This window comes from Streptomyces asoensis (assembly GCF_013085465.1).
Classification (GTDB): Bacteria; Actinomycetota; Actinomycetes; order Streptomycetales; family Streptomycetaceae; genus Streptomyces; species Streptomyces cacaoi_A.
The window spans coordinates 3,697,017-3,721,761 of record NZ_CP049838.1 but is presented as its reverse complement, the minus strand read 5'-3'; the positions used below and the strand labels follow the sequence as shown (position 1 = coordinate 3,721,761).

20 protein-coding genes are annotated in these 24,745 nt (G+C 71.7%); 10 read left to right on the top strand and 10 right to left on the bottom strand.

The features are described 5' to 3' along the window. Positions 1 to 72 precede the first annotated feature (72 nt). Entirely contained in the window at positions 73 to 2,640 is a 2,568-nt protein-coding gene (pepN, locus tag G9272_RS16500; protein WP_171397282.1) for an aminopeptidase N, read from the bottom strand. Positions 2,641 to 2,811: 171 nt separating this feature from the next. Here pepN (G9272_RS16500) and G9272_RS16495 point away from each other — a divergent pair, with 171 nt between their 5' ends. Then, positions 2,812 to 3,348: a DUF1203 domain-containing protein gene (locus G9272_RS16495; RefSeq protein ID WP_171397281.1), complete on the top strand. Its 537-nt coding sequence runs from the start codon at positions 2,812 to 2,814 to the stop codon at positions 3,346 to 3,348. A gap of 81 nt (positions 3,349 to 3,429) precedes the next feature. On the opposite strand, the gene G9272_RS16490 is transcribed toward G9272_RS16495, so the two are convergent. After that, on the bottom strand, positions 3,430 to 4,446 hold the full coding sequence (locus G9272_RS16490) for an aspartate-semialdehyde dehydrogenase (protein ID WP_171397280.1): 1,017 nt from the start codon (positions 4,444 to 4,446) through the stop codon (positions 3,430 to 3,432). 202 nt (positions 4,447 to 4,648) lie between these two features. Between G9272_RS16490 and G9272_RS16485 the strand changes: the two genes are divergently transcribed. Next, a complete protein-coding gene (locus tag G9272_RS16485) occupies positions 4,649 to 5,191 on the top strand; it encodes a sigma-70 family RNA polymerase sigma factor (RefSeq protein WP_171397279.1) in 543 nt (180 codons plus the stop codon). 1 nt (position 5,192) lies between these two features. Next, positions 5,193 to 6,044: a hypothetical protein gene (locus G9272_RS16480; protein ID WP_253267833.1), complete on the top strand. Its 852-nt coding sequence runs from the start codon at positions 5,193 to 5,195 to the stop codon at positions 6,042 to 6,044. Positions 6,045 to 6,151: 107 nt separating this feature from the next. On the opposite strand, the gene G9272_RS16475 is transcribed toward G9272_RS16480, so the two are convergent. Both G9272_RS16475 and G9272_RS16470 read right to left on the bottom strand, forming a co-directional pair. Continuing rightward, the gene (locus tag G9272_RS16475) at positions 6,152 to 9,463 is read right to left on the bottom strand and encodes a S8 family serine peptidase (RefSeq protein ID WP_171397278.1); all 3,312 of its coding nucleotides are present in this window, start codon (positions 9,461 to 9,463) and stop codon (positions 6,152 to 6,154) included. A gap of 229 nt (positions 9,464 to 9,692) precedes the next feature. Beyond that, complete coding sequence (locus G9272_RS16470; RefSeq protein WP_171397277.1) at positions 9,693 to 10,232, bottom strand: CGNR zinc finger domain-containing protein; 540 nt, start codon at positions 10,230 to 10,232, stop codon at positions 9,693 to 9,695. 150 nt (positions 10,233 to 10,382) lie between these two features. Here G9272_RS16470 and G9272_RS16465 point away from each other — a divergent pair, with 150 nt between their 5' ends. The 4 genes from G9272_RS16465 to G9272_RS16450 all read left to right on the top strand — a co-directional run bounded on the left by G9272_RS16465 (position 10,383) and on the right by G9272_RS16450 (position 14,115). Further along, positions 10,383 to 11,309 carry a pyridoxamine 5'-phosphate oxidase family protein gene (locus G9272_RS16465; RefSeq protein WP_171402023.1) on the top strand — a complete coding sequence of 309 codons (927 nt, stop codon included), beginning with the start codon at positions 10,383 to 10,385 and terminating at the stop codon, positions 11,307 to 11,309. Positions 11,310 to 11,318: 9 nt separating this feature from the next. Then, positions 11,319 to 11,795 (top strand): NUDIX hydrolase, encoded by a 477-nt coding sequence (locus G9272_RS16460; protein ID WP_171397276.1) that lies wholly within the window; start codon positions 11,319 to 11,321, stop codon positions 11,793 to 11,795. A 251-nt stretch (positions 11,796 to 12,046) separates the two neighbouring features. Further along, complete coding sequence (locus tag G9272_RS16455) at positions 12,047 to 13,852, top strand: TIGR03767 family metallophosphoesterase (protein WP_171397275.1); 1,806 nt, start codon at positions 12,047 to 12,049, stop codon at positions 13,850 to 13,852. 17 nt (positions 13,853 to 13,869) lie between these two features. Then, the gene (locus G9272_RS16450; protein WP_253267832.1) at positions 13,870 to 14,115 is read left to right on the top strand and encodes a hypothetical protein; all 246 of its coding nucleotides are present in this window, start codon (positions 13,870 to 13,872) and stop codon (positions 14,113 to 14,115) included. Here G9272_RS16450 and G9272_RS16445 read toward each other — a convergent pair. Continuing rightward, positions 14,093 to 14,584, bottom strand: a complete 492-nt coding sequence (locus G9272_RS16445) for a hypothetical protein (protein WP_253267831.1) — start codon at positions 14,582 to 14,584, stop codon at positions 14,093 to 14,095. The genes G9272_RS16450 and G9272_RS16445 overlap by 23 nt on opposite strands. 71 nt (positions 14,585 to 14,655) lie before the next feature. Between G9272_RS16445 and G9272_RS16440 the strand changes: the two genes are divergently transcribed. Next, positions 14,656 to 15,009 carry a MerR family transcriptional regulator gene (locus tag G9272_RS16440; protein WP_171397274.1) on the top strand — a complete coding sequence of 118 codons (354 nt, stop codon included), beginning with the start codon at positions 14,656 to 14,658 and terminating at the stop codon, positions 15,007 to 15,009. Between the two features lie 98 nt (positions 15,010 to 15,107). Here the strand turns inward: G9272_RS16440 and G9272_RS16435 are convergent, their stop codons facing one another. Together G9272_RS16435 and pepN (G9272_RS16430) are read right to left on the bottom strand one after the other, a co-directional pair. Beyond that, a complete protein-coding gene (locus G9272_RS16435) occupies positions 15,108 to 16,175 on the bottom strand; it encodes a hypothetical protein (RefSeq protein WP_171397273.1) in 1,068 nt (355 codons plus the stop codon). A 285-nt stretch (positions 16,176 to 16,460) separates the two neighbouring features. Then, entirely contained in the window at positions 16,461 to 19,040 is a 2,580-nt protein-coding gene (gene pepN, locus G9272_RS16430) for an aminopeptidase N (protein WP_171397272.1), read from the bottom strand. 151 nt (positions 19,041 to 19,191) lie between these two features. Here pepN (G9272_RS16430) and G9272_RS16425 point away from each other — a divergent pair, with 151 nt between their 5' ends. Then, positions 19,192 to 19,836 (top strand): DsbA family protein, encoded by a 645-nt coding sequence (locus G9272_RS16425; protein WP_020127854.1) that lies wholly within the window; start codon positions 19,192 to 19,194, stop codon positions 19,834 to 19,836. A gap of 47 nt (positions 19,837 to 19,883) precedes the next feature. Beyond that, positions 19,884 to 20,657, top strand: coding sequence for an SAM-dependent methyltransferase (locus G9272_RS16420; protein ID WP_171397271.1), 774 nt, complete (start codon positions 19,884 to 19,886; stop codon positions 20,655 to 20,657). Position 20,658: 1 nt separating this feature from the next. Here the strand turns inward: G9272_RS16420 and G9272_RS16415 are convergent, their stop codons facing one another. The 3 genes from G9272_RS16415 to G9272_RS16405 are packed head-to-tail and all read right to left on the bottom strand — an operon-like array spanning position 20,659 to position 24,736. After that, the gene (locus G9272_RS16415; RefSeq protein WP_171397270.1) at positions 20,659 to 21,300 is read right to left on the bottom strand and encodes a response regulator; all 642 of its coding nucleotides are present in this window, start codon (positions 21,298 to 21,300) and stop codon (positions 20,659 to 20,661) included. After that, the gene (locus G9272_RS16410; protein WP_171397269.1) at positions 21,297 to 22,496 is read right to left on the bottom strand and encodes a sensor histidine kinase; all 1,200 of its coding nucleotides are present in this window, start codon (positions 22,494 to 22,496) and stop codon (positions 21,297 to 21,299) included. Before G9272_RS16410 ends, G9272_RS16415 begins: the two co-directional genes overlap by 4 nt. Before the next feature lie 5 nt (positions 22,497 to 22,501). Next, on the bottom strand, positions 22,502 to 24,736 hold the full coding sequence (locus G9272_RS16405) for an MMPL family transporter (protein ID WP_253267830.1): 2,235 nt from the start codon (positions 24,734 to 24,736) through the stop codon (positions 22,502 to 22,504). Positions 24,737 to 24,745 lie beyond the last annotated feature (9 nt).

Here is a 24,745-nt window from a genome sequence, read left to right as displayed (position 1 = left end):
GACGCGGCCCGCGCACGGCAGAGGGCGCCCGATGTCATATCGGGCGCCCTCTGCCGCGCAATGCTGCCAGGACTACTGCGCGTCGGCCGCCTGGGCCTTCAGCGCGCGCTCCACGCCCGAGCGGGACTCGGAGACGAGGCGGCGCAGGGCCGCGTTCGGCTCGGCCGAAGCCAGCCAGGCGTCCGTCTTGTCCAGGGTCTCCCGGGAGACCTGGACCCCCGGGTAGAGGCCGACCACGATCTGCTGGGCGATCTCGTACGAACGGGAGTCCCAGATGCCCTTGACGACCTCGAAGTACCGGTCCGTGTACGGCGCGAGCAGCTCACGCTGGTCGGTCTGGACGAAGCCGCCGATGACCGCCTCCTGCACGGCGTTCGGCAGTTCGTCGGAGTCCACGACCGACGCCCACGCCTCCGCCTTGGCCTCCGGGGTCGGCCGGGCGGCCCGTGCGGTCGCCGCGTGCCGCTCACCGGCGGCCGTCTTGTCCCGCTCGTACTCGGCGGCGATGTCCGCCTCGTCGAAGGTCCCCACGGCCACCAGCCGCTGCACGAACGCCCAGCGCAGCTCGGTGTCGACGGCCAGGCCCTCGATGGTCTGGCCTCCGTCGAGCAGCGACTCCAGGAGGTCGATCTGCTCCGGCGTACGGGCGGTGGCCGCGAACGCGCGCGCCCACGCCAGCTGGTGGTCGCTGCCCGCCGCCGAGGACCGCAGATGCGCCAGCGTGGCGTCCGTCCAGCGGGTCAGCAGGGCCTCGCGGGTGGCCGGGGCGGCGTACAGGTCGAGGGCGAGCTTGACCTGGCGGTGCAGCGACTGCACCACCCCGATGTCGGACTCCTTGCCGATGCCGGACAGCACCAGGGACAGGTAGTCGCGGGTGGGCAGTTCGCCGTCCCGGGTCATGTCCCAGGCGGACGCCCAGCACAGGGCGCGCGGCAGGGACGACTCGAAGTCGCCGAGGTGCTCGGTGACGAAGGCGAGCGACTGCTCGTCGAGGCGGACCTTGGCGTACGACAGGTCGTCGTCGTTGAGCAGGACGACGTCCGGACGGCGCTTGCCGACCAGCTGCGGCACGGCCGTCAGCGCGCCGTCGATGTCCAGCTCCACGCGCTCGTCACGCACCAGCTTGCCGCTGTCGTCGTCGAGTTCGTACAGACCGACGGCGATGCGGTGCGGGCGCAGGGTCGGCTCGCCCTTGGCGCCGGCCGGGAGCGCGGGGGCCTCCTGGCGGATCGCGAAGGACGTGATGACACCGGCCGCGTCCGTCTCGATCTCGGGGCGCAGGATGTTGATGCCGGCGGTCTGGAGCCACTTCTGCGACCAGGTGCCGAGGTCACGGCCGGAGGTCTCCTCCAGCGCGCCGAGCAGGTCGGACAGGCGCGTGTTGCCGAACGCGTGCCGCTTGAAGTAGGCCTGCACGCCCGCGAAGAACTCGTCCATGCCGACGTACGCCACGAGCTGCTTCAGGACGGACGCACCCTTGGCGTAGGTGATGCCGTCGAAGTTGACGAGGACGTCGTCCAGGTCGCGGATCTCGGCCATGATCGGGTGGGTGGACGGCAGTTGGTCCTGCCGGTACGCCCAGGTCTTCATGGAGTTGGCGAACGTGGTCCACGAGTGCGGCCAGCGCGACCCCGGGTAGTACGCCTGGCAGGCGATGGAGGTGTACGTGGCGAACGACTCGTTCAGCCACAGGTCGTTCCACCACTCCATGGTGACCAGGTCGCCGAACCACATGTGGGCCAGCTCGTGCAGAATCGTCTCCGCGCGCAGCTCGTACGCCGCGTCGGTCACCTTCGACCGGAACACGTACTGGTCCCGGATGGTGACCGCGCCCGCGTTCTCCATCGCGCCCGCGTTGAACTCCGGCACGAACAGCTGGTCGTACTTCTTGAACGGGTACGCGTAGTCGAACTTCTCCTGGAACCAGTCGAAGCCCTGCCGCGTGACCTCGAAGATCGCGTCCGAGTCGAGGTACTCGGCGAGGGAGGGCCGGCAGTAGATGCCGAGGGGCACCGACTGCCCGTCCTTCTCGTACACGCTGTGGACGCTGTGGTACGGCCCGACGATGAGCGCGGTGATGTAGCTGGAGATCCGCGGGGTCGGCTCGAAGGCCCAGACGTCGTCCTTGGGCTCGGGCGTCGGGGAGTTGGAGATGACGGTCCAGCCGGTCGGCGCCTTCACGGTGAACCGGAAGGTGGCCTTGAGGTCCGGCTGCTCGAAGGACGCGAAGACACGGCGGGCGTCCGGCACCTCGAACTGCGTGTACAGGTAGGCCTGTTCGTCGACCGGGTCGACGAACCGGTGCAGACCCTCACCGGTGTTGGTGTATGCGCAGTCCGCGACGACGCGCAGGACGTTACGGCCCTCCAGCAGCCCCGGCAGCGCGATCCTGGAGTCCTTGAAGAGCCCCGCCGCGTCGAGCGTGTCCCCGTTCAGCGTGACCTCGTGGACGGTCGGGGCCACCAGGTCGATGAAGGACTCCGCGTCCCTCTCCGCGACCTCGAAGCGCACCGTCGTGACGGACCGGTAGGTCCCTCCCTCCTGCGCGCCGGACAGGTCGAGATCGATCTCGTACGAGTCAACGGTGAGCAGCTTCGCCCGCTGCTGCGCCTCTTCGCGAGTCAGGTTTGTGCCAGGCACGCGGTCATCTCCTCGGATATGTGTCGGTTGCGCCATCCTTCCACGGGACACCTGCCCGAGGCGACGACCTTCCGGGCAGGCGGCGGACCGCCCCGCTGCCCGTCGCGGCGGCCGGAGCGCGACGTCCGGATTCCGCCGGTGAGGCCGGGCGGTGAGCGGGAGGCTCGAGACATGACGACCCAGGCAGACACCCACACCGGCACGCACCCGGCCACCGACCCGGCAACCGACCCGGCCCCCCGCACCGTGCGGCCCATCCCGCCGGACGCCCTCGACGAGCTGCGCTCCACCGACGACGCGGGTCGCCCGGCCGTCCCCCTGACCGACGAGGAGGGCGGCGCCCCGCTGCGCTGCTGTCTGCGCCACAGCGAGCCCGGCGAGCTGATCGCGCTGGTCTCCTACGCCCCGCTGCGCCGCTGGGCGGCCGCGACCGGCGCCGACCCCGGCGCGTACGACGAGCAGGGCCCGGTGTTCATCCACGCGCGCGCGTGCCGGGGCCCGGCCGGGGGAGGCCTGCCGTTCAGCGGCGCCCGTCGCACCGTGCGCCGCTACTCCGCCGCCGGGCGCATCCTGGGCGGCCGGCTCGTCGAGGAAGCCGACGGGTTCGACGCGGCCTTCGCCGAGGCGTTCAGCGACCCCGAGGTCGCTCTCGTCCACGTCAGGGCCGTCGAGTACGGCTGTTTCCTGTACGAGGTGCGCCGGAGCTGACCGCGAGGCCCGGCCCGGACATGGGTGAGGGGCGGGTGCGTGCCGCACCCGCCCCTCACCGCCGCTCGGGAACCCCGGGCGTCAGCTCTTCAGCTCGGCCGCCACCAGCTCCGCGATCTGTACCGCGTTCAGCGCCGCGCCCTTGCGGAGGTTGTCGTTGGAGATGAACAGCGCGAGGCCGTGCTCCACGGTCTCGTCCTCGCGGATGCGGCCCACGAACGACGGGTCCTTGCCGGCCGCCTGGAGCGGGGTCGGGATGTCGCTGAGCGCCACGCCCGGGGCGCCGCCCAGCAGCTCCGTCGCGCGCTCGGCGCTGATCGGACGCGCGAAACGGGCGTTGACCTGGAGGGAGTGGCCGGAGAAGACCGGGACGCGCACACAGGTGCCGGAGACCTTCAGCCCCGGGATCTCCAGGATCTTGCGGGACTCGTTGCGGAGCTTCTGCTCCTCGTCGGTCTCGTTCAGGCCGTCCTCGACGACCGAGCCCGCGAGCGGGATCACGTTGAAGGCGATGGGGCGCTTGTAGACCTGCGGCTCCGGGTAGTCGACCGACTCGCCGTCGTGCGTCAGCTTGTCGGCGTCGGCCACGACCTTCTGCGCCTGCCCGTGCAGCTCCGCCACGCCCGCGAGGCCCGAACCGGACACCGCCTGGTACGTCGCGACGACCAGCGCCTCCAGACCGGCCTCCTCGTGCAGCGGCTTCAGGACCGGCATCGCGGCCATCGTCGTGCAGTTCGGGTTGGCGATGATGCCCTTGGGGCGGTCCACGATCGCGTGCGGGTTCACCTCGGAGACGACCAGCGGGACCTCGGGGTCCTTGCGCCACGCCGACGAGTTGTCGATCACGACCGGGCCCTGCGCGGCGACCTTCTCGGCCAGCGCCCGCGAGGTCGCGCCACCGGCGGAGAACAGGACGATGTCGAGGTTCGAGTAGTCGGCCGTCGCCGCGTCCTCCACCGTCACGCCGTCCAGGTCCGTCCCCGCCGAACGGGCCGACGCGAACAGACGCAGCTCCGTGACGGGGAAGTCACGCTCCTTGAGGATCCTGCGCATGACCGTGCCGACCTGACCGGTGGCTCCGACGATTCCGACCCTCACGGCGACTCCTTGCTCTGTTCACGGCTCTTTACGGACTTTTCCATCATGCGGCCGACCCCGGCCCACCTGTCCAATTCTTTGCCCACCATGCCCGAGGACTGGGACGCCCGCCGGTGTGACGTACGCCTCCCGAGGATTCCCCACGGTGGGGCCGAACGTTTTCGCGCGCCACGGCGTCGTAGAGGAAACGCGGTAGGGAGGGGTGGCTGTGCTGCGCAGAAAGGCCCGGCGCGCCCAGGGGGACGGGGCCGGACAGGGCGACGATCCGCTGGACGCGGCGCAGGAACGCCGGGTGCGGGCGGTGCTCGCGCTGGGCGGGGTGCCGCAGGCGGACCTGCCGGACGGGGTACAGCAGGTCCGCCTGCGGCTCCTGGAGCGCGCGGCGAAGGGGTACGAGACGCCGCGCGACGTCTCCGCGTGGGCGGCGGTCGTCGCCTCCAACCTCGCCATGGACTGGCACCGCGCCAAGCGCCGTCAGGAGCGGCTGGGGGAGCGGCTGGCCTCGCTGCGCCAGCACGAGCACCCGTCAGGCGAGGACACCAGCGTGCTCTCGCTCGCCGTCGCGCAGGGCCTGGACGACCTGCCCGACGCCCAGCGCCAGGTGCTCGTCCTGCGTTTCTACGCCGACCTGCCGGTGCGCTCGATCGCCCAGGAACTGGGCGTCCCGGAGGGCACGGTCAAGAGCCGCCTGCACACGGCGGTCCGGGCCCTGCGCGCCCGCCTGCACGAAGACGAGGTGGTGTGACGTGACCGCCCTGCCCGGACAGCCAGGACAACCAGAACAACCAGGACCCGGATACGAACCGCACGACGAGAGCCACGACCCGTACGAGGGCCAGGACGGACAGGAGGGATACGACGGTATGGACGCGTTGATGGCCGCCGTCCTCGACGTGCCTCCCTCCGGCCTCTCCGAGGAAGCCCGCGCCGATTCCGCCTACCTGGCCGCCCACCGCTCGGCGACCGCCGACGTGGCGCTCCTGCGCGAGCAGCTCGGCGTCCTCGCGGACGTCCTGACGGAGCCGGTGCGCGAGCCGACGCCGGCCCCGGCGCCCGCCCCGGTACGGCAGCTGCGCCCACCGCGCCGGGTCCGTCCCCTCGCCCTGCGGCTCGTCGGCGTGGCCGCCGCCGGTGCGCTGGTGCTCGGAGGCGGGTGGGTGGTCGTCCAGGTCGGCCAGGGGGTGGCCGGCAGCGCGTCGAGCAAGAGCGCCGACAGCGGGGCGGCGTCCGACGAGAAGGCCGACGCCTCGGCGGGCGACGGCGCGAGCCTCCTGGGCGACCCCGGCTATCTGGCCTGCGCCCGGCTCGTCGTCGAGGGGGAAGTGACGGACGTCCGCCGGGTGGCGGGCACCACCCGGGAGCGGGTCACCCTGCATGTCACCCACGCCTACCGGCCGGCCGGGAGCGGGCCCGAGGTCGACTTCGTGATGGAGGCGGACATGGACCCGCTGCTGCGCGAGGGTGACCACGTCCTGGTCGCGCTGTCGAAGGGGTCCACCACCCCCGACGTCTGGGCGGTCGGCGAGCCCGACATCGCCCCCGAGCGAGAGGCGCTCACCCGGGCCCTGCCCGAGACGGAGGGCGTCACCTGCGAATAGGCGCGGCATGCCGTGACACGGCGAAGGGCGGGCGCCCTGGTGGACGCCCGCCCCTGTCGATCACTACCGGTCGACCACTGTCGGTCGACCGGTTCAACCGGTACCGGTTACGGAGTGACCTTCTCGATGGCCACGTTGCCGATGCCCGCGACGGTGCCCCGCGCGTTCACCAGCTGGACCTGGCCGAAGAAGGCCCGGCCCTCGGGCGCGGCGGCCGCGGCGGTGACGGTCGCGGAGACCGACGCCGAGGCACCCGTGCCGAGCTTCACCGGCGTCGACTCGTCGACGGTGACGGTGCCGAGCGAGGACGAGAAGAACACGTCCAGGTAGTCGTACGCCGTCGTGCCGGCCGGGACCGAGTAGCCCGCGACCTCGATGGTGTACGTGCCGGCGGCGGGCGACGGGATGGAGACCGCCTCCTCCGAGTCACCGTCGGCCTGCTGGGCGACCTGGTTGCCGTCCGCGTCGTAGACCGTCAGGTCCAGGTCGGCGGAGGCGTCGGAGACGTTGCCGATGGAGACGTCCAGCGACTTGGCGCCGGCCGGGACCTCGACCGTGGTGGTCTCGGTCGCGCCGTTGGCGATGGTCGGGCGGGCCGACTTGGACGAGCCGAGCGGGCCGCCGGCCAGCTTGCCGTCGATGGCGGCGAAGTTGTTCGTGACCTTCCAGGAGACGGGGGCCGGGGTGCCGACCTTCGCCTCGGGCACGGTCACGGTCGCCGGGTCGAAGACCGCGCCGTAGACGGTGGCGTCCAGCTGGTACGGGTTGTCGAGCAGCGGCGAGGTGCGGCGCGACTCGACCTCGATCTCCCAGACCCCGGGCTGCGGGTTCTGGTACGAACGGGCGTCGGGCCTGCACCCGTTGCCGTCGAGGTAGTTGTTGTAGCAGTAGATCGTGGAGCTGTCCTCGACCGCGACACCGTACGGGTGGATCGAGATGAACCGGGTCTGGCTCTTGTCCTTCAGCCCGCCGATCGCGACCTCCAGCGACTGCGCGCCCTCGGGCACGGTCAGGAAGTAGGACTGCGAGCTGTTGCGCTGCACGGAGTCCGACGCGTGGAACGTGTACTTCACCGGCGTCGAGACCACGACCGTGTTGAGGATCTGCTTGTCGAGTCCCTCGGTCTTCGGGTCGTCGACCTCCAGGATCGCGCTGGCGATGCCCGCGGCCTTCGGCAGGGCCTGGATCTTGACCGTCACCGGCTTGTTCAGCGACAGCTTCACCTCGTCGGAGCCGAGGATCTTGAAGGTGCCGGCCGCGTTGTTCTCGAGGTGCAGCTCGTGGCGGATCGCCTTGTCGGCGCCGGACGTACGGGTGATGGTGACGTCGTACGTCTTCTTCTGACCGGCCTTCAGGTCGCCCTCGCGGTCGTAGATGCCGGTGCCGAAGCCCGGCGTCTTCAGCGCGAAGTCGAGCGCGGTGTCGACCGGCGCCTTGACGGCGTAGTCGTGGGCGGTGGCGCCCTTCTTGATGGACTTCCAGGCGTCCACGATGTTGATGGCGCCCGCGCCCTCCTCGTACGCCTGGAGACCCTTGATGTGGTCGGCGGTCGAGGTCAGCGCCGTGCGCAGGATCGCCGGGGTGAGCGCGACCTCGGCCTGCTTGGCGGCCGAGATCAGCAGCGCCGAGGCGCCCGCGGCCTGCGGGGAGGCCATCGAGGTGCCCTGGAGCATGGAGTAGCCGGCCGGCAGCGGGTAGCCCGCCTCGGCGACCGGGGCGCCCTCGAGCCAGGTCTGCGTGGTGTTGATCGCGGCGCCCGGGGCGACGAGCGTCGGCGTGAAGCCGCCGTCCTCACGCGGGCCGCGCGAGGAGAAGGGCAGCAGCGCGTACTTCTTCGTCACCTGCGAGCCGTAGTTGGCGGCCCAGGTCTCCTTGGAGATGGCCGCGCCGACCGAGATCACCTTGTCGGCCAGACCGGGGTCGCCGATGGTGTTGGCGCCGGGGCCCTCGTTGCCGGCCGAGATGACCAGCTGGACGCCATAGGTGTCGATGAGCCGCGTGTACAGCTCGGCGCGCGCGTTGTTGCCGTCGTTCAGACCCGGCAGACCGCCGATCGACATGTTGACGATGTCGACACCGCGGTTGGCGACCAGGTCGATCATGCCCTCGGTGAGGGCGACGTTGGTGCAGCCCGGGCCGAAGACACAGGCGCGGGAGGAGACGATCTTCGCGCCGGGCGCGGCGCCGTTCATCTTGCCGCCGAACAGTCCGTTCGCGGCGGTGATGCCGGCGACGTGCGTGCCGTGCTCGCTGGCGATGAGACCGATGTTGGCGAAGTCGGCCTTCTTGCCGACCCAGTCGCCGCCGTACGGGTCCATCGGCACGTCCTTGCGGATCTGCACGACGAACGGCTGCCGCTCGGCGACGTCGGTCGCCGGGTTGTCGGTGCCGAAGTACCCGATCTGGTAGCCGTCCTTGTACGGCTTCATCGCGGTGTCGTCGGTGAAGTCGCCGTTGTTGTTCACGTCGACGGTGACCGTGCCGGCGGCCGCGTCGTACAGGACGCCCCACACGTCGGTGGTGTCGCCGTCGCGGTTGACGTCACCCTTGGCGTCACCGCCCGCGGTGGCGGACTCCCGGAAGAGGTTGACCTGGTACGAGCCGGCCTTCGACGTCCAGGTCCGGCCGCCGAAGGTGAAGCTCGGCCCGGACACGGAGGTCGTCATCGCCCGCCAGGAGGCGTCGCCGTCGATGATCGGGTCGGTCGCCGTCACCCAGTCGACGATCTTGCGCTCGCCGGTGGTGGTCTTCTGGAGCGCGGGGTGCGCCAGGTCCACACCGGAGTCGAGGATGCCGATGGTGACACCGCGGCCGTCCGCCTTCGGGTTCTTCTTCACGAAGTCGACGGCGCCCGTCTCGAAGGACGGGTTGTACGGGTTCTCGGCGGGGGTGTTCTTGTTCGGCGCGGCGTAGGTCTTCGTCGTCGCGGCGGACTTGGCGCCCTTCGCGGTGTCCGCGCTCGGCGTCGGGTCGTCGAGGGCGATGTCCTGCCGCAGGTCGATGGCGTGCACCGAGGACAGCTTGACCGCGGCGGCGATCGCCGAGTCGGCCTTGCCCGTCGGGACGGTGGCGCGGACGTAGCCGACCTTGTCGTAGGACTGGCCCACGGAGCCGCCCTTGACCGCGTCCAGCTCCTTGGCGACCTGCTCGGTCTGGCCGGGGGCGGTCGCGACCATCAGCGTGACGTTCTTGTCGCCGGCGGCCTTGGCCTCGGCGAGGAGGTCGGCGTCGTCGGAGCCGAGCTTGTCGTGGGCGGACTTCGCGCCCGGGTCCGCCGCCGGGGTCTGGCCGGCGTCGGCGGAGAAGGCCATGGGTATCGGCCCGGCTGCGGACAGCGCGGCCACCAGGCCCGCGGCCACGGCTATCCGGGCCACACGTCTTGCGCCCGATATCGGTTCACGCTGGGGGGTGAGGGTCATCGGCATCCCTTGTAGGTAAAGGAACGAGCACCACGTGACCAGGCCGTTCCTGCCTGATCACGGTCGTCCGGAACGCGGTCCCGGATGACCGCAAAGCTTTACCTAAGGGACAGCTGTTTGGGGAGAGTTGACCGAATCGATATGGATGTATGGGGAAAACCCTCTACGAGCCCCCTGTGAGAGGGCTGTTCGCCGGTTGTGCGGGTTTCGGTCGGTCGGGTCGGCGGTGTCAGACGTCCTTGGCGCGGGCGTAGTGCCGGGAGGCCTTCGCGCGGTTGCCGCAGGCTGCCATGGAGCACCAGCGGCGGGTGCCGTTGCGTGAGGTGTCGAAGAAGTGCAGCACGCAGGCCTCGTGCGCGCAGCCGCGGATCCGGTCGGGGGCGGCGGAGAGCAACTCCAGGTAGTTCCGGGCGGCCAGCCAGCCGGGCCCCCAGGCGTCGTCCCTGAACTCGGGCCGCTCGCCGGGTCCTTCGGCGGTGAGGGTGGGTCGGATCCGTCCGTGTCCGAGCACGGTGTCGACGCCGACGGTGTCCGCCGGGCCGTCCACCGCGGCCTCGATCGCGTCGCGTGCCTGGAGGGTGTGCCGCAGGGTCGCCGCGTCGGCCGCGAACCGCCCGTCCAGCCCGTTCGCGGCGAGCCACACGGCGAGCCCGTCCGGGTCCCGCAGCAGATCCTGTACGGCGCCCTCCCGTACCCACCGCGTGTTGAGCAGGTCGAGCGCGAGGGGCTCGCCGGTGAGGGGGCGGGGATCGGGGGCGGTGGCGGACATCGGGGCTCCTTCCGTGCTAACCGCTCAAGAGTACGTGACCGGTTGACACGCTCGAGTCTAACCTTTAACTTGAAGGTGAGAGGTTAAGTCCCGTGATCGGTGCAGGGCCGAGGGGGCCGCACCGCCGGGGCCGAGGAGGTCGAGCAACTCATGGGCGTCTACCACTCCGGCTCGCGTGCGGTTCAGGACCGCGTCGGGGTCCGTGACCTCGCCGATCACATGGGTCGGGCGATCGGCGAGGGCATCAGGCCGGTCGTCGCCGCCTTCCTGGAGCTCCAGCCGCTGTTGGTGCTGGGCGCGGCCGACCCGGTCGACGGCCGGGTGTGGGCGTCGGCGGTCACGGGCGCCCCCGGGTTCGTCCGGGCCACCGGCCCCCGCCGGATCTCGGTCGCCACCGGCACCTCCCGCACGTACACGTCGAGCGGTGCGGACGGGCCGCCCCCGGCCGACCCCCTCGCGGCGGCGCTGGCCACCCCCGGGACTCCCGTGGGCACGATCGCCCTCGATCCGCGCACGCGACGCCGGGTACGGCTGAACGGCCGGCTGCGGCCCACCCCGCGCGGTTTCGCCGTCGAGACCGAACGGGTGTTCGCCAACTGCCCCAAGTACGTGCAGCGCAGGGAGACCTGCGAGATGGTCGACCGCTCGCCCGGCAGCCCGCGCCGCAGCGCCGAACCGACCGCCGGGCAGCGGGAGTTCCTCGCCGCCGCCGACACCTTCTTCCTCGCCACCGTCCAGCCCGGCGGCACCGGCGTCGAAGTCAGCCACCGCGGCGGCAACCCCGGCTTCGTGCACGTCACTTCACCGCGCACTCTGACCTGGCGCGACCACCCCGGCAACTCCATGTTCCTCACCCTCGGCAACCTCGTCACGGACCCCCGCGCCGGCCTGCTGTTCCTCGACTGGACGACGGGCCGCACCCTCCAGCTCACGGGCGAGGCCCGCACCCGGTTCGCCCCCGACGGCGAACGTAGGGTCCACTTCACCGTCACGGAGGCGGTCGACACCCCCGGCGCGCTCCCGCTGCGCTGGTCCGCCCCGGAATACTCCCCTGCGAACCCGGATCCGACCGGCTAGCGTCCCTCCATGCGCAAGAAGTTGAGGGTGGCGGCCTATGCCGTCTGCGTCCGTGACGGACAGCTCCTGCTCGCCCGCTCGCCGGCCCCCGACGGCACCCCTGAATGGGTGCTGCCCGGCGGTGGCATGGAGCACGGCGAGGACCCCCTCGACACCGTCGTGCGCGAACTGGACGAGGAGACCGGCTACCGCGTCGAGGTGACCGGCCTGCTCGGCATCGACTCCTCCCACCGCACCTTCCGCCGCCGGGGACTGCGCCGTCCCGTGGACCGCCACGGCGTCCGGGTCGTCTACGAGGTCCGGGTCGTCGGAGGCGAACTGCGCAACGAGGTGAACGGCTCCACCGACCTGGCCGCCTGGCACGACCTGGACGCGGTCCCCGCCCTCACCCGGGTCCGGCTGGTCGACATCGCGCTGAAGCTGTGGCACGAACGGCCGGTGGACGGGCGGGTGTTCGCGCCCCCGCCGACCGGCCCCGGGGTATGAGCCGAACCCGGTGAGCGATACCCCGTGAGATGAACGCGGAGTGACCGGCTCCGGGCGGTGTGCGGAGCAGCCGAGGTCCGCCCCGGTCCGATCGGGGCCCCCGAGATCCACGTACGCGATCGGCGTTGCCCGTTGCGAAGGCGTTCACGCGCAGGCCACTCCCGGTGTCGAGCATCCGAGGGAGCGGGACGTTCGCTGCCGCGACCGCCCGCGCCCACCGTCGACGCGTTCGCACTCGGGGAGATCGCGCCATGCCGCGCACACGCTCTGTCACGTCCTCCGTCCTGGGGGTCGACCGTCGTACCGTCCTCGCCGCCACCGCGGCCGTCTCCGTCTCCGCGGGCGTCGGCTACGCCCTGCGCCCCACCGACAGCGAGGCGGCTCCCGCGAGGCCACCGGCCGCCGCTCCGGCGCCGGCCGCCCCGGCCAGGGAGGCCGCGCAGGCGCCCGCCGTGCCCGCCGCGCCCTCCGCCCCCTACACCAAGGGCACCACCCTCGCCTCCGTCGCCGCCGCGCGAGCCGGCTCCGGGTACCGGCGCCTCGGCAGCGCTCCGGGCTGGCGGCGCGTCGTCCGCGGCGACCTGGCCGCGCCCGTGACAGGCCGGGCGGGCCGCCGTACGACCCTCGCCGCCTTCGTCCAGCTCACCGACCTGCACCTGATCGACAGCCAGCACCCGCTGCGCCTGGAGTACCTGCGGGCCGCGAGCGAGATCGCCTGGCGTCCCCAGGAGGCGCTCACCGTGCAGGGCGCGGTCGCGCTGGTGGAGCGGGTCAACGCCCTCCGGACGGCCCCCGTCACCGGCGCCCCGCTGGACTTCGTCATCACCACCGGCGACAACACCGACAACAACGCCCACACCGAGCTGGAGTGGTACCTGAAGGTGATGAGCGGTGGCCGTATCACCCCCGACTCCGGTGACCCGCGCCACTACGAGGGCGTCCAGAACAGCGGCGTGCCTCTGTACTGGCAGCCCGACTCGACCACACGTGACGCCTACAAACAGCGCGGTTTCCCGCACCTGGACGGCTTCCTCGCGGCCGCGATCCGCGAGGTGCGCAGCCCCGGCCTGAACCTGCCCTGGTACCCCACCGTCGGCAACCACGACGCGATGCCGCTGGGTTGCTACGCGCACGGCGACCCCTACCTCGCCGAGTACGCGGTGGGCGGCCGCAAACTGATGGAGCTGAGCGCCGCCGAGGCCGCGAAACTCCAGCAGAGCATCAGCCGGGACAAGGACCCACGGGGCGAGGTCATCCGCGACCTGCTGAAGACGTACGCCCGCAAGTCCCGCGCCGTAACCCCGGACGAACGACGGGCCCCGTACACCCCCGCCGAATACCTCCGGGCCCATCTGGACCCGGCCCACAAGGGCGTGGGCGGACCGGTCGGCCACGGCTACACGGCCGCGAACCTGGACGCCGGCACGCAGTACCACACCTTCCCGATCGCCGACGGCGTGATCGGCGTCAGCCTCGACACCACCGACCCCGGCGGCCACTACGACGGCTCCATCGGCACGGCGCAGCTGAACTGGCTGGACGAGACGCTGCGGGCCCACCGGGACGCGTACGCCGTCGTCTTCAGCCACCACACCGGCAAGAGCATGTCCAACACCCGCCCCGACCCGGCCCGCCCGGCCGAGCGCCGCCACGACGGAGCCGAGCTGACCGCGCTGCTCGGCCGCCACCCCAACGTCCTGGCCTGGATCAACGGCCACATCCACCGCAACGACATCACCCCGCACAAGGGATCCGGCGAGGGATCCGCCGAGGGCGGCACCTTCTGGGAGATCTCCACGGCCTCCCATGTGGAGTTCCCGCAGCTCGCCCGGATCGTCGAGCTGGTGGACAACAAGGACGGCACCCTCTCGATCCACACCACCCTCATCGAGTCGTCCGCCCCGCACCGCACGGACCACACCGACCTCTCCCAGACCGGCCTGGCGGCCCTCTACCGCGAGCTGTCCGCGAACGCCCGCTTCGACGGGGCACGGCTGGCGGGCGACGCGAAGGACCGCAACACGGAGCTGCTCCTGAGGAAGGGCGGCCGCAGGTGATCCGCCCGGCGTGATCGGTGGCCACGGCCGTCGGCGACAGCGCGGCGATCGTGGCGGGGCACGGCATCGTGACCGCGCCGGACCCCGAGGCGATCGCGGCGGCGTGGACCGAGGCGGTGGCCGGCCGGGACGGGTACGCCCCCGCCCTGGCCGCGAGCCGCGAACGCTTCAGCCGGACCCGGATGATCGCCTCGTACGCGGCCCTGATCGACCGGGTGTACGCGGGGGCCGCCCTGAGCGTCACCTCTTCGGAAGACGGCTGAGGGCCGCGTCCCGGGCGGGAGCGGGGCGCCCTCCCGGCCGCCGCCACGGCACCGACCGCAGCCACGGCACCAACTGCGCAACGCCCCAGGCCGCTTCCACGCCGAGGAACGGCCACAGCACCCCCGGGGCGCCCTGGGCCAGCGCGTACGCCATCCACGCCGTGAACAGGGCGCGGGCGAAGCCGTCGAGCAGTCCGTGCACCGCCAACGGTCCGGCCAGGCGCAGAACGGCCCAGACGATCACGACCGACCCCATCAGGTTCGCGAACAGGGTCTGGACGGGGTCGGCCTGCGGGAACGTGCCCAGCCCCCACGCCCGGCTCCACGCCGACAGCACGTCATGGACCGGCGCGTACGTCCACGGCGTCGCGAAGCCGGCCGTGACGACGAGGTCGTACCAGGCGCTCGCGCGGACGACACGGAGATAGGAGGGGCCGTCGGGATCGAGGAGAGGTGCGGAAGTGGTCATGAGGCCGACGCTAAACACTGGACTACGCTCCAAGGTCAAGCGTCGGACCGCTACCTGACGGAGGCTCCCGCATGCGCATCGGAGAGCTGGCTGCCCGCACCGGCACCACCCGGGACACCATCCGCTTCTACGAGAAGGTCGGCCTCGTCGAGGGACGCCGACTGCCCAACGGGTACCGCGACTTCGCGCCGGAGACGGTGGAGTGGCTGGCCTACGTCCGTACGGCCCAGACCCTGGGGTTCACCCTCGCGGAGATCGCCCGGCACGGCGAGGAACTGCGAGAGGCCCCCGACTCCGCGGAGGCTCTCTCCGCCCTCTTCGAGCAGAAGATCCGGATCGTCGACGCCCGTATGGCCGAACTCGCCGCCCTCCGTGCCGAACTCGCCGACCGCGTCGGCACCGGCTGTCCGCTGCGCACGGCGTGACGGCATGACGGCGATGGCGTGACGGCATGAGGAGGGGGCCGTCGGGTCACAGCCGACGGCCCGCTCCTCTCCCCTCCCGGCCCTGCCCCGGTCCGTCACTAGCGGGGCAGCACCACGACATACGCGGCCGGGTCCCTGTCGCCCGACGCCATCAGCGCCGTGCGGACCACCGCCGCCTGCTGTTCCATCGTGTCCCTCAGCTTCTTCGGCGTGATGTACACGACCGTGATGCCGAGCCGCTCCAGATGCTCGCGCTTGCGGGCGTACTCCGACCAGAGCGCGTCCTCGTCCTGTCGCGGCGCCCGCGTGTCCAGTTCGACCGCGACCGCCTGCTCCGGCCAGTACGCGTCCAGGCCTCCCAGGTGGGGACCGCCCGGCAGGCGCAGGTCCACGTTCCACACCGGGTCGGGAAGGCCGTACTCGCACACCATCGTGTACAGCCGGTGCTCGGCGATCGCGCGTCCCTCCGCGAGCAGCGAGTCCACCGCGTCCACCACGTGCGGGCGGCTCAGCAACTTGGCGTTGTTCAACTCCCGCACCACCGCCGTCGGTTCGCAGTGGCCCCCGCGCACCGCCTCGGACAGCAGCCGCTGTACCACTCCCGCATCCGTCAGCCGGGCCACCGCGTCGGCGAGCGCGCGGGGCACCGGCGCCACCGGAACTCCCGTGGCCTGCTCGGGAGCCGGCAGAGTGCCCGTACGGACGACGTGGGCGCAGCCCGTCGAGCGCAGCCGGCGCAGCCGCGGGACCAGGACGTCGATGTGCTCCAGGGACAGCAGCGGGGGAGCGGACGAGAGCCCGTGCAGGTTCAGGGCCGCCAGCCCGGTGATCATCGCCTCCTTGTACACCGGCCGGTGCGGGTCGCCGGCGCCCGGCTGGGTCGGCACCGCGGGCGGCGGTGTCGCCGTGTCGCGGCCCGCGTACATCAGCACCGCGTGCAGCCGCTCCTCGCTGGTCGGCGGGCCCGGGTGGAGCAGGTACACGCCGGGGAGGAGCTGCTGCCAGGGTCCGCCGGGACGGCACTGCTCGTTCGCCTCGGCCACCGCGATGCCTTGCGAACGGAGCCGGCCCGCCGTCGTGACGCGGCGCTGTACGTCCGACAGGTGGTGGACGGGGCGGGGGGACGCCGAGGGAACCTGGGGGAGCGGGGTGTTGTGGTGGTTCATGCAACGGGGATTCCGCACCCGGACCGTCTCATAACCGCTGTTACACGCCCGTCGACAAATCCGGACAAGCTCGCCCTAAAGGACGGGTGTTCGGATGCCGATGAGGCGCCGAAAACCCCTGGTCCCGAATGAGGGAGCCAGGGGTTACGGGTCGGATTGCCTGAATTCCGTAACGGTGACCGTCAGCCGGATTCATGGCCAAAGCTCATGCCCAAAGCTCAAGGCCAAAGCTCATGCCCAAAGCTCAAGGCCAAAGCTCATGCCCAAAGCTCAAGGCCGGAGCGCTCAGTCGGTTCCGGCCTCCGCGCCACCCGCCTGCGCCCGCAGCGACCGCGCCAGGTCGTCGCGCGCCTCCAGCACCAGCCGGCGCAGCGCCGGGGCCGCCGACTCGTGCGCCGCGAGCCACGCGTCCGTCGCCTCCAGCGTCCGAGGGGAGTCCTGGAGCGACGGGAACAGGCCCTTGACGACGGTCATCGCGATCTGGATCGACCGCTCGGCCCAGATCCGCTCGATCGACGCGAAGTACTTCTCCGCGTACGGCACGAGCAGCTCCCGCTGCGAGGGCCGGTCGAATCCCGCGATCGTCGCCTCCACCAGCGCGTTGGACAGCGAGTCCGACTCCACCAGCTGGGCCCATGCCTGCGCCTTGACCGCCGCCGACGGGCGGGCCGCGAGACAGCGGACCTGATGCCGCTTGCCGGACGCCGTGTCGTCACGGGCCAGTTCGGCCGCCAGCGCCTTCTCGTCGGCGTACCCGTGCGCGACCAGCGGCTCCACGAACACCCAGCGCAGCTCCTGGTCCACCTCCAGGCCGTCGATCTTCGCCGAGCCGTCCAGCAGGCCCTGGAGCAGCTCGAAGTCGGAGTCGGAGGAGGCCACCGTGGCGAAGAAGCGCGCCCAGGCCAGCTGGTGCTCGCTGCCCGGCTCGGCCGCCCGCAGATCCCGCAGCGCGGTGTCGGCCAGCAGTTCCTCGCCCGTCCGCCGCCAGGACCGCGGCGCGTAGTGCACCAGCGCCGAGTCCGCCCACGCGTGCAGCATCTGGAGGACGCCGATGTCGGACTCGCGGTGCCCGAACCGGATCACCAGGTCCACGAAGTCGGGCGCGGGCAGCAGCGCGTCCCGGGTCAGGTTCCACAGCGCCGACCAGCACAGGGCCCGGGCCAGCGGGTCGGTCATCGACCCCAGGTGCTCCCGCAGCGTGGCCAGCGAGGTCTCGTCGAAGCGGATCTTGCAGTACGTCAGGTCGTCGTCGTTGACCAGCACCAGTTCCGGGGCCTCGGCGCCCGCCAGCTCCGTCACGACCGTACGCGGACCGTCGACGTCCGTCTCGGCGCGCGCGTACCGCACGAGACGGCCGTCCTCGCGGCGGTACAGGCCGATCGCCACCCGGTGCGGCCGCAGTTCGGGGTATGCCTCGGCGGCCTCCTGGACCACCGCCAACTCGTCGATCCGGCCCCGCGCGTCCAGCAGCACCTGCGGGGTCAGCGCGTTCACGCCCGCCGTCTGGAGCCAGGACCGCGCCCAGCCGCCCATGTCGCGGCCGCTGGTCTCGGCGAGCACCGACAGCAGATCACCGAGGCGCGTGTTGCCGTACGCGTGCCGCTTGAAGTAGCGCCGCGCGCCCTCGAGGAACGCGTCCTGGCCGACGTACGCCACCAGTTGCTTCAGGACGGAGGCGCCCTTGGCGTACGTGATGCCGTCGAAGTTCAGCTTCGCGTCCTGGAGGTCGCGGATGTCGGCGGTGATCGGGTGGGTGGAGGGGAGCTGGTCCGCGCGGTAGGCCCACGCCTTGCGGCGGTTGGCGAAGGTGATCCAGGCGTCGGTGAAGCGGGTCGCGCCGACGTTCGCGAACGTGCCCATGAAGTCGGCGAAGGACTCCTTCAGCCACAGGTCGTCCCACCACACCATGGTGACCAGGTCGCCGAACCACATGTGCGCCATCTCGTGCAGGATGACGTTCGCCCGCGCCTCGTACGACGCCTGTGTCACCTTGCCCCGGAAGATGTACTCCTCGCGGAAGGTCACCAGACCCGGGTTCTCCATCGCGCCGAGGTTGTACTCGGGCACGAACGCCTGGTCGTACTTGCCGAACGGGTACGGGTAGTCGAAGTGGTCGTGGAAGAAGTCCAGGCCCTGCTTGGTGACGAGGAAGACGTCCGCGGAGTCGAAGTGGGGCGCCAGACCCTTGCGGCACATCGCGCCGAGGGGGATCTCCAGCGTCGTACCGTCACCCAGGTCGCGCGTGTACGTGTCCGTCACATAGTGGTAAGGGCCGGCCACGACACAGGTGATGTACGTCGAGATCGGCTTCGTCTCCGCGAAGCGCCACACCCCGTCGGCGCGTTCGCCGGCGCCGTTGCTCCACACCACCCACTCCTCGGGCGCCCGCACCTCGAAGCGGAACGGGGCCTTGAGGTCGGGCTGCTCGAAGCCCGCGAAGACCCGGCGGGCGTCGGCCGGCTCGTACTGGGTGTACAGGTACACCTCGCCGTCCTCCGGGTCGACGAAGCGGTGCAGGCCCTCGCCGGTGCGGGAGTAGGCGCACTGGGCGTCGACGATCAGCTCGTTCTCCGCGGCCAGGTCCTCCAGCAGGATCCGGGCCCCGTCGAAGACCTCGCCGGGGTCGAGGTCGCGGCCGTTGAGGGAGACGGACGTCACACTCGGCGCGATCAGGTCCACGAAGCTCGAGGCGCCGGGCTCGCTGCTGCGGAAGCGGATCGTGGTGACCGACCGGAAGGTGCGAGGCTCGTCCCCGGTCCGGTCGCCGACCGCCGACCGGATGTCGAGGGACACGTCGTACCCGTCGACGGACAGCAGGGCGGCCCGCTCCCGGGCTTCGTCGCGGGACAGGTTCTCACCGGGCACGGCGGTACTCCCTCAGTGCGTTGAGCATGGGCTTTCGGACAGGAGTGATCCTGCCACGCGCCCCTGACGCCGGGCAGCAGGGAATGTGCGGCACGGACGGCGGTGTTCAGGAGGGAAAGGCTTATCTCATGAGGATTGCTCGAGGAGAGACATGTCGGAGAAGACCCCCGTCGACTTCTGGTTCGACCCGCTCTGCCCGTGGGCCTGGATGACCTCCCGGTGGGTGCTGGAAGTGGAGAAGGTCCGTGACATCGAGGTCCGCTGGCATGTCATGAGCCTCGCCGTCCTCAACGAGAACAAGCTCGACGAGCTGCCCGAGGAGTACCGCGAGATGCTCGCGGTCAAGGCCTGGCAGCCGGTGCGCGTGGTCACCGCCGCCTGGCAGCTGCACGGTGCCGACGTCCTCGGCCCCCTCTACACGGCGCTCGGCACCCGCATCCACAACAACGGCGAGGGCCCGACCGTGGAGGCCATCGCGGGCGCGTTGAAGGACGTCGGTCTGCCCGCGTCCCTGATCGAGTACGCCGAGCAGTCGGACTTCGAGTTCGACGCCCAGCTGCGCGCCTCCCACAAGGAGGGCATCGAGAAGGTCGGCCAGGACGTCGGCACTCCCGTGATCGCCGTCCCCGGCCCCGACGGTGAGCAGATCGCCTTCTTCGGTCCCGTGGTCACCCCCGCGCCGAAGGGCGAGGAGGCCGCCCGCCTCTGGGACGGCACCCTCGCCGTCGCCTCGGTTCCCGGCTTCTACGAGATCAAGCGCACCCGCACCAAGGGCCCGGACTTCAGCAACCTGTGACGGCGGTGGTGCCCCGCGAGCGCCGCTCGCGGGGCACCATGGACCCCATGACGGAGATCGACACCTCGGTACCGCACTCGGCCCGTATCTGGAACTACTGGCTGGGCGGCAAGGACAACTACCCGGTGGACGAGGAGGCCGGCGACGCCTACACCGCCGTCTTCCCCGGCATCGTCACCATCGCCCGCAGCAGCCGGGCCTTCCTCGGCCGCAGCATCCGTTACCTGGTCGAGGAGGCGGGCATCCGGCAGTTCCTCGACGTCGGCACCGGACTGCCCACCGTCGACAACACCCACGAGGTCGCCCAGCGCCTCGCCCCCGAGTCGCGGATCGTCTACGTCGACAACGACCCCCTGGTCCTCGCCCACGCCCGTGCCCTGCTCACCTCCACCCCCGAGGGCGTCACCGCGTACGAGGACCTGAACCTGTACGAGCCCGCGCGCATCCTGGAAGCGGCGGGCCGGACCCTCGACCTGACCCGCCCCACCGCCCTGATCCTCAGCGGCATCCTCGGCCATGTCGACGGCTACGACCGCGCCCGCGACCTCGTCCGCGCGCTGCTGGCCGGCCTGCCCTCCGGCAGCTATCTCTGCGTCAACGACGGCTCCCGCGGCACCGATCCCGCCTACGAGCAGGCCCAGGATGCCTACAACGAGACCGGGGCCGTTCCGTACTTCCTGCGCCCGGTCGAGCAGATCGAGGGCTACTTCGAGGGGCTCGAGCTGGTGGCACCGGGCGTGGTGTCCGTCCCGACGTGGCGCCCGGACGGAACGCCTGCGCTGCCGATCGGCCAGCACGGCGGCCTGGCCCGCAAGCCCTGAGTCACGGCGGGCGCAACAGCCCCCGCTCCATGGCCACCACCACCGCCCGGGTCCGGTCGTTCACGTCGAGCTTGGCGAACAGGCGCAGCAGATGGGTCTTGACGGTGGCCTCCGAGATCACGAGACGCCGGCCGATCTCGGCGTTGGTCAGCCCGTCGGCGACCGCGCCGAGGACGTCCGTCTCCCGGGCGGTCAGCGCCTCCTGGACCGGGCGCCGCAGCCGGGCCACCAGCTTCTGAGCCACCCGGGGCGCGAGCACCGTCTCCCCGCGCGCCGCCGCCCGGATCGCGTCGACGAGCTGCTCGCGCGTGGTGTCCTTCAGCAGATAGCCGATGGCGCCGGCCTCCACCCCGCGCTCGATGTCCGCGTCCGTGTCGTACGTCGTCAGGATCAGTACCCGGGTGCGCGGATGGCGGGCGACGATCTCGGTCGTCGTGGTGACCCCGTCGAGCACCGGCATCCGCAGATCGACCAGGGCCACGTCGGGGTCGTGCCGCTCGACGAGGTCGAGGGCGGCACGGCCGTCGGCCGCCTCGCCGACGATCTCGATGCCGTCCTCACCGGCCAGCAGGGCCACCACCCCGGCCCGCATCACGGTGTGGTCGTCGACCACGACGACCCGCAGCGCCGTCACCTCGCTCATGCCGCTCCCTCCGTGCCCCGAACCAGCGGGATCGACGCCAGGATCCGCGTCCCGTCCCCGACCGAGCTGGTCACCGTCAGCCTTCCGCCCAGTTCCGCCACCCGCTTGCGCATCCCGTCCAGTCCGAAGCCCCTCGACTCCTCCACCACGAACCCGGCGCCGTCGTCGGTGATCTCCAGCTCCACCCCGTAGGGGCGCCGGGCCAGCACCACCCCGACCGTGGAGGCCCGGGCGTGCTTGCGCACATTGGCCAGGGACTCCTGGGTGCAGCGCAGCAGCGCGATCCGGGTCCGCTGGTCGCAGTCGAGGTCCGCCAGGTCGGCGTCCACGCTGAGCCCGGTGTCCTCGACGAAACGGTCCAGGACCCGCCGAAGCGCCGGCGCCGCGGAGCCCGCCACCGCGGCCCCCGCCTGCCCGCCCGGGCCCACCAACTCCCGTGCCTCCGCGAGGTTCTCGCGGGCCGTCGACTCGATCGACCGCAGCTGCTGTGCGCTGCGCCCCGGATCGGCCGCCATCCCGGCCCGGGCCGCCTCCGCCAGCACCACGATCGACGCGAAGCCCTGCGCGAGGGTGTCGTGGATCTCGCGCGCCAGCCGCTCCCGTTCGTCCGCCGCGCCCTGCCGCTGGTGCGCCGCGGAGAGCTGCGCCTGCGTCCGCTCCAACTCCTCGATGAGCCGCGCCCGTTCGGTGCTCTGCGCGACCACCGAGTGCGCCCACAGCCCGATCAGCACCCCCACCGCGACGACGATGAGGGTGGACACGGCCGTCTCGCCGAGGAACTCCGCCGACCAGCCCTGCTGGAGCCAGCTGCCCAGCAGCGTCGAGGCGGTGGCGAGCCCCAGGAACCCCATCGAGATCCTCGGGGTCCGCCCGAACATCCAGTAGTGCGGCAGCGTCACCATGAACAGCGCCGCGTAGCTGGTGCGCAGATACGCCAGCCCGCCGAGCGCGAGCACCAGCACCGTGAGATAGCCGTGCGGCCGTACCACGGGATTGTCCGGGAAGCGGTCGAGGATCGCGTAGCACAGCACCACGCTGCCCAGCAGCGCGAGCGCCTCGTACATGCCCCCGCCGGGCCGGCCCAGGGCGGCGATCCCGACGGCCATCGCCGCGAACAGCACCCAGCACACCGCGTTCCAGCGGCGCAGGGAGGTGGCCCAGAAGGCGTCGGCGGAGGGCCCGGCGAGAGCGGTCATACCGATCAACGTACGTCGACCACCGGGCGCCCGGTGGTCGCTTGGGCCCGCGGCCCCGCCGTACCCCGGTCCGGTCGCGCCGGCCACCAGCTCCGCTCGCCCAGCAGCAGCATCGCCGACGGCAGGATCAGGATGCGTACGACGAAGGCGTCCAGCAGGACGGCCGCCGCGAGCACGAACCCGATCTGCTTCATCTCGATGATGTGCAGGAAGACGAAGCTCACGAACACCGTCGTCATCACGACCGCCGCGCTGGTCACCACGCTCGCCGACCGGCGGACCCCGTCGAGCACCGCCTGCCGGGTCGGGGTGCCCGCGAGCACGGCCTCCCGGATCCGGCTGACGACGAACACCTGGTAGTCCATGGAGAGTCCGAAGAGGATCACGAACAGGAACAGCGGGACCCGCGACCCGATCGACCCGGTGGAGCGGAAGTCCAAGAGCCCCTCGGCCCAGGTGTGCTGGAAGACGAGGACCAGCAGCCCGAGCGCGGCCGCCGCGGACAGCAGGTTCAGCGCCACGCCGATCAGCCCGAGGACGACGGAGCGGAACGCGTACAGCGTCATCAGGAAGGTCACCAGCAGCAACGCCCCGAGGACGAGGGGCAGTTTGCCGTTCTGGTGCGCCGGATAGTCGGTGTACCGGGCCACGTCCCCGCTGACGCCGTACTCGGCGCCGGCGATCCGGCCGACGGTGGCGGGCAGGTAGTCGTGGCGCAGGTGGTCGAGCGAGTCGTAGGCCTGGTCGGAGTCGCCGAGGTACGGCACGCGCAGTTCGAGGGTGCTGACACGGTGGTCCGCGGAGGTGCGGAGCCGGGGCGTGCCGGTGAACAGGGGGTCGGCGTCCGCGAGCCGGGTCAGTGCGTCCAGGGCCTCGGCGACCTCGGCGGCCCGTGCCGCGTCGGCGCGCACGACCACCTGGTGGGTGACCCGGTGTTGCGGGAACGCCTCGTTGAGCCGGTCGTACACCCGCATGGCGGGGATCTCCCGGGAGTGGGTGTCCCGGCTCATCTCCGTGATGTGCAGGCCCGCCAGCGGGACGACGAGTGCGAGCAGGGCGAGGACGGAGACACCGAGGGTGGCGAGGGGGTGCCGGGCGGCGGGGCGCAGCAGCGCGGCCCAGACCCGGCCGCCGCTCTCACCCCTCTCACCCCTCTCGCCGCTTCCGCCGCTTCCGCCGCGAGGGCGGCGGACGGGCCTGCCCCGCTCCGCCCGGCGCGCGGCCCTGCGTTCCGCCCGCTTCCCCAGCACCGTCAGCAGCGCGGGGAGCGCCGTCAGGGAACTGGCCATCGCGACCAGGACGACCACCACGGTGCCGGTGGCGAGCGAGGAGAAGACGACGTCCGAGGCCAGGTACAGCGTGGCGGTGGAGGCGACGACCGCGAACCCGGAGACCATCACGGCCCGGCCCGAGGTGGCGGCCGCCAGCTCGACCAGGGCCTGCGAGCTCAGCCGCCCCCCGGAGCGGGCCCGCTCCTCGCGCTCCCGCTTCAGATAGAAGAGTGTGTAGTCGACGCCGACGGCGAGGCCGATCATCAGGATGACGTTCGTGCCGACCCCGGTGTCCGGGGAGACGTGCGAGGCCACCATCGACAGCCCGACGGCCGCCGCGATCGACGACAGTGCGAGCAGCAGCGGTACGGCGGCCATGGTGAGCGAGCCGAACACGACCAGCAGGGTCAGCAGCGTGACCGGCAGGGTGATCTTCTCGGAGAGCGCGAGGTCGTCACCGCGCTGTTCGTCGACGCCCTTGCTGATGGAGGGGCTGCCGGTCTCCTGGAGCAGCAGCTCCGGGTGGGCCCGCTGGACGGCCGTGGTCTGCGCGGTGAGCGCGTCGACCTTGTCCTTGGCGTCCCGCTCCTCGCCTCGCAGCGCCACCTCGACCATGAGGATCCGGCCGTCGGCGGAGCGGACCGGCGCGGCCACCTCGGCGACCTCGGGCAGCCGCTCCATCCGGGCGGTGAGGTCCCGGACGGCGCCGCGGGCCGCCTCGGTGCCGAGGGTGCCCGCCCGCGCGGAGATCAGCACCTGCTCGGCGGATCTGCGTTCCAGCTGCCCCTCGGCCGCCATGGCCTCGGCCCGGCCGGCCTCGCCGACCCGGTAGTCGGCCGTCCTCGCGCTGTTCATCCCGACGGCGCTGCCGGCCGCCAGGCAGAGCGCCACGAAGACCAGCCAGCCGACGATCGCCCGCCAGGGGTGCCGCGCACTGGAACGCGCCATGCGCACAGTGAGTGAGTTCATGCCCAAAAG

What these genes read in the sequence shown, in the direction of transcription:
- G9272_RS16440 (WP_171397274.1), top strand. Translation starts at nt 14,656, where the DNA reads ATGCGCATCGGAGAGCTGGCTGCCCGCACCGGCACCACCCGGGACACC.
- G9272_RS16495 (WP_171397281.1), top strand. Translation starts at nt 2,812, where the DNA reads ATGACGACCCAGGCAGACACCCACACCGGCACGCACCCGGCCACCGAC.
- G9272_RS16460 (WP_171397276.1), top strand. Translation starts at nt 11,319, where the DNA reads ATGCGCAAGAAGTTGAGGGTGGCGGCCTATGCCGTCTGCGTCCGTGAC.
- G9272_RS16415 (WP_171397270.1), bottom strand. Translation starts at nt 21,300, where the DNA reads ATGAGCGAGGTGACGGCGCTGCGGGTCGTCGTGGTCGACGACCACACC.
- G9272_RS16465 (WP_171402023.1), top strand. Translation starts at nt 10,383, where the DNA reads ATGGGCGTCTACCACTCCGGCTCGCGTGCGGTTCAGGACCGCGTCGGG.
- G9272_RS16435 (WP_171397273.1), bottom strand. Translation starts at nt 16,175, where the DNA reads ATGAACCACCACAACACCCCGCTCCCCCAGGTTCCCTCGGCGTCCCCC.
- G9272_RS16455 (WP_171397275.1), top strand. Translation starts at nt 12,047, where the DNA reads ATGCCGCGCACACGCTCTGTCACGTCCTCCGTCCTGGGGGTCGACCGT.
- G9272_RS16425 (WP_020127854.1), top strand. Translation starts at nt 19,192, where the DNA reads ATGTCGGAGAAGACCCCCGTCGACTTCTGGTTCGACCCGCTCTGCCCG.
- G9272_RS16405 (WP_253267830.1), bottom strand. Translation starts at nt 24,736, where the DNA reads ATGAACTCACTCACTGTGCGCATGGCGCGTTCCAGTGCGCGGCACCCC.
- G9272_RS16475 (WP_171397278.1), bottom strand. Translation starts at nt 9,463, where the DNA reads ATGACCCTCACCCCCCAGCGTGAACCGATATCGGGCGCAAGACGTGTG.
- G9272_RS16410 (WP_171397269.1), bottom strand. Translation starts at nt 22,496, where the DNA reads ATGACCGCTCTCGCCGGGCCCTCCGCCGACGCCTTCTGGGCCACCTCC.
- G9272_RS16470 (WP_171397277.1), bottom strand. Translation starts at nt 10,232, where the DNA reads ATGTCCGCCACCGCCCCCGATCCCCGCCCCCTCACCGGCGAGCCCCTC.
- G9272_RS16445 (WP_253267831.1), bottom strand. Translation starts at nt 14,584, where the DNA reads ATGACCACTTCCGCACCTCTCCTCGATCCCGACGGCCCCTCCTATCTC.
- G9272_RS16420 (WP_171397271.1), top strand. Translation starts at nt 19,884, where the DNA reads ATGACGGAGATCGACACCTCGGTACCGCACTCGGCCCGTATCTGGAAC.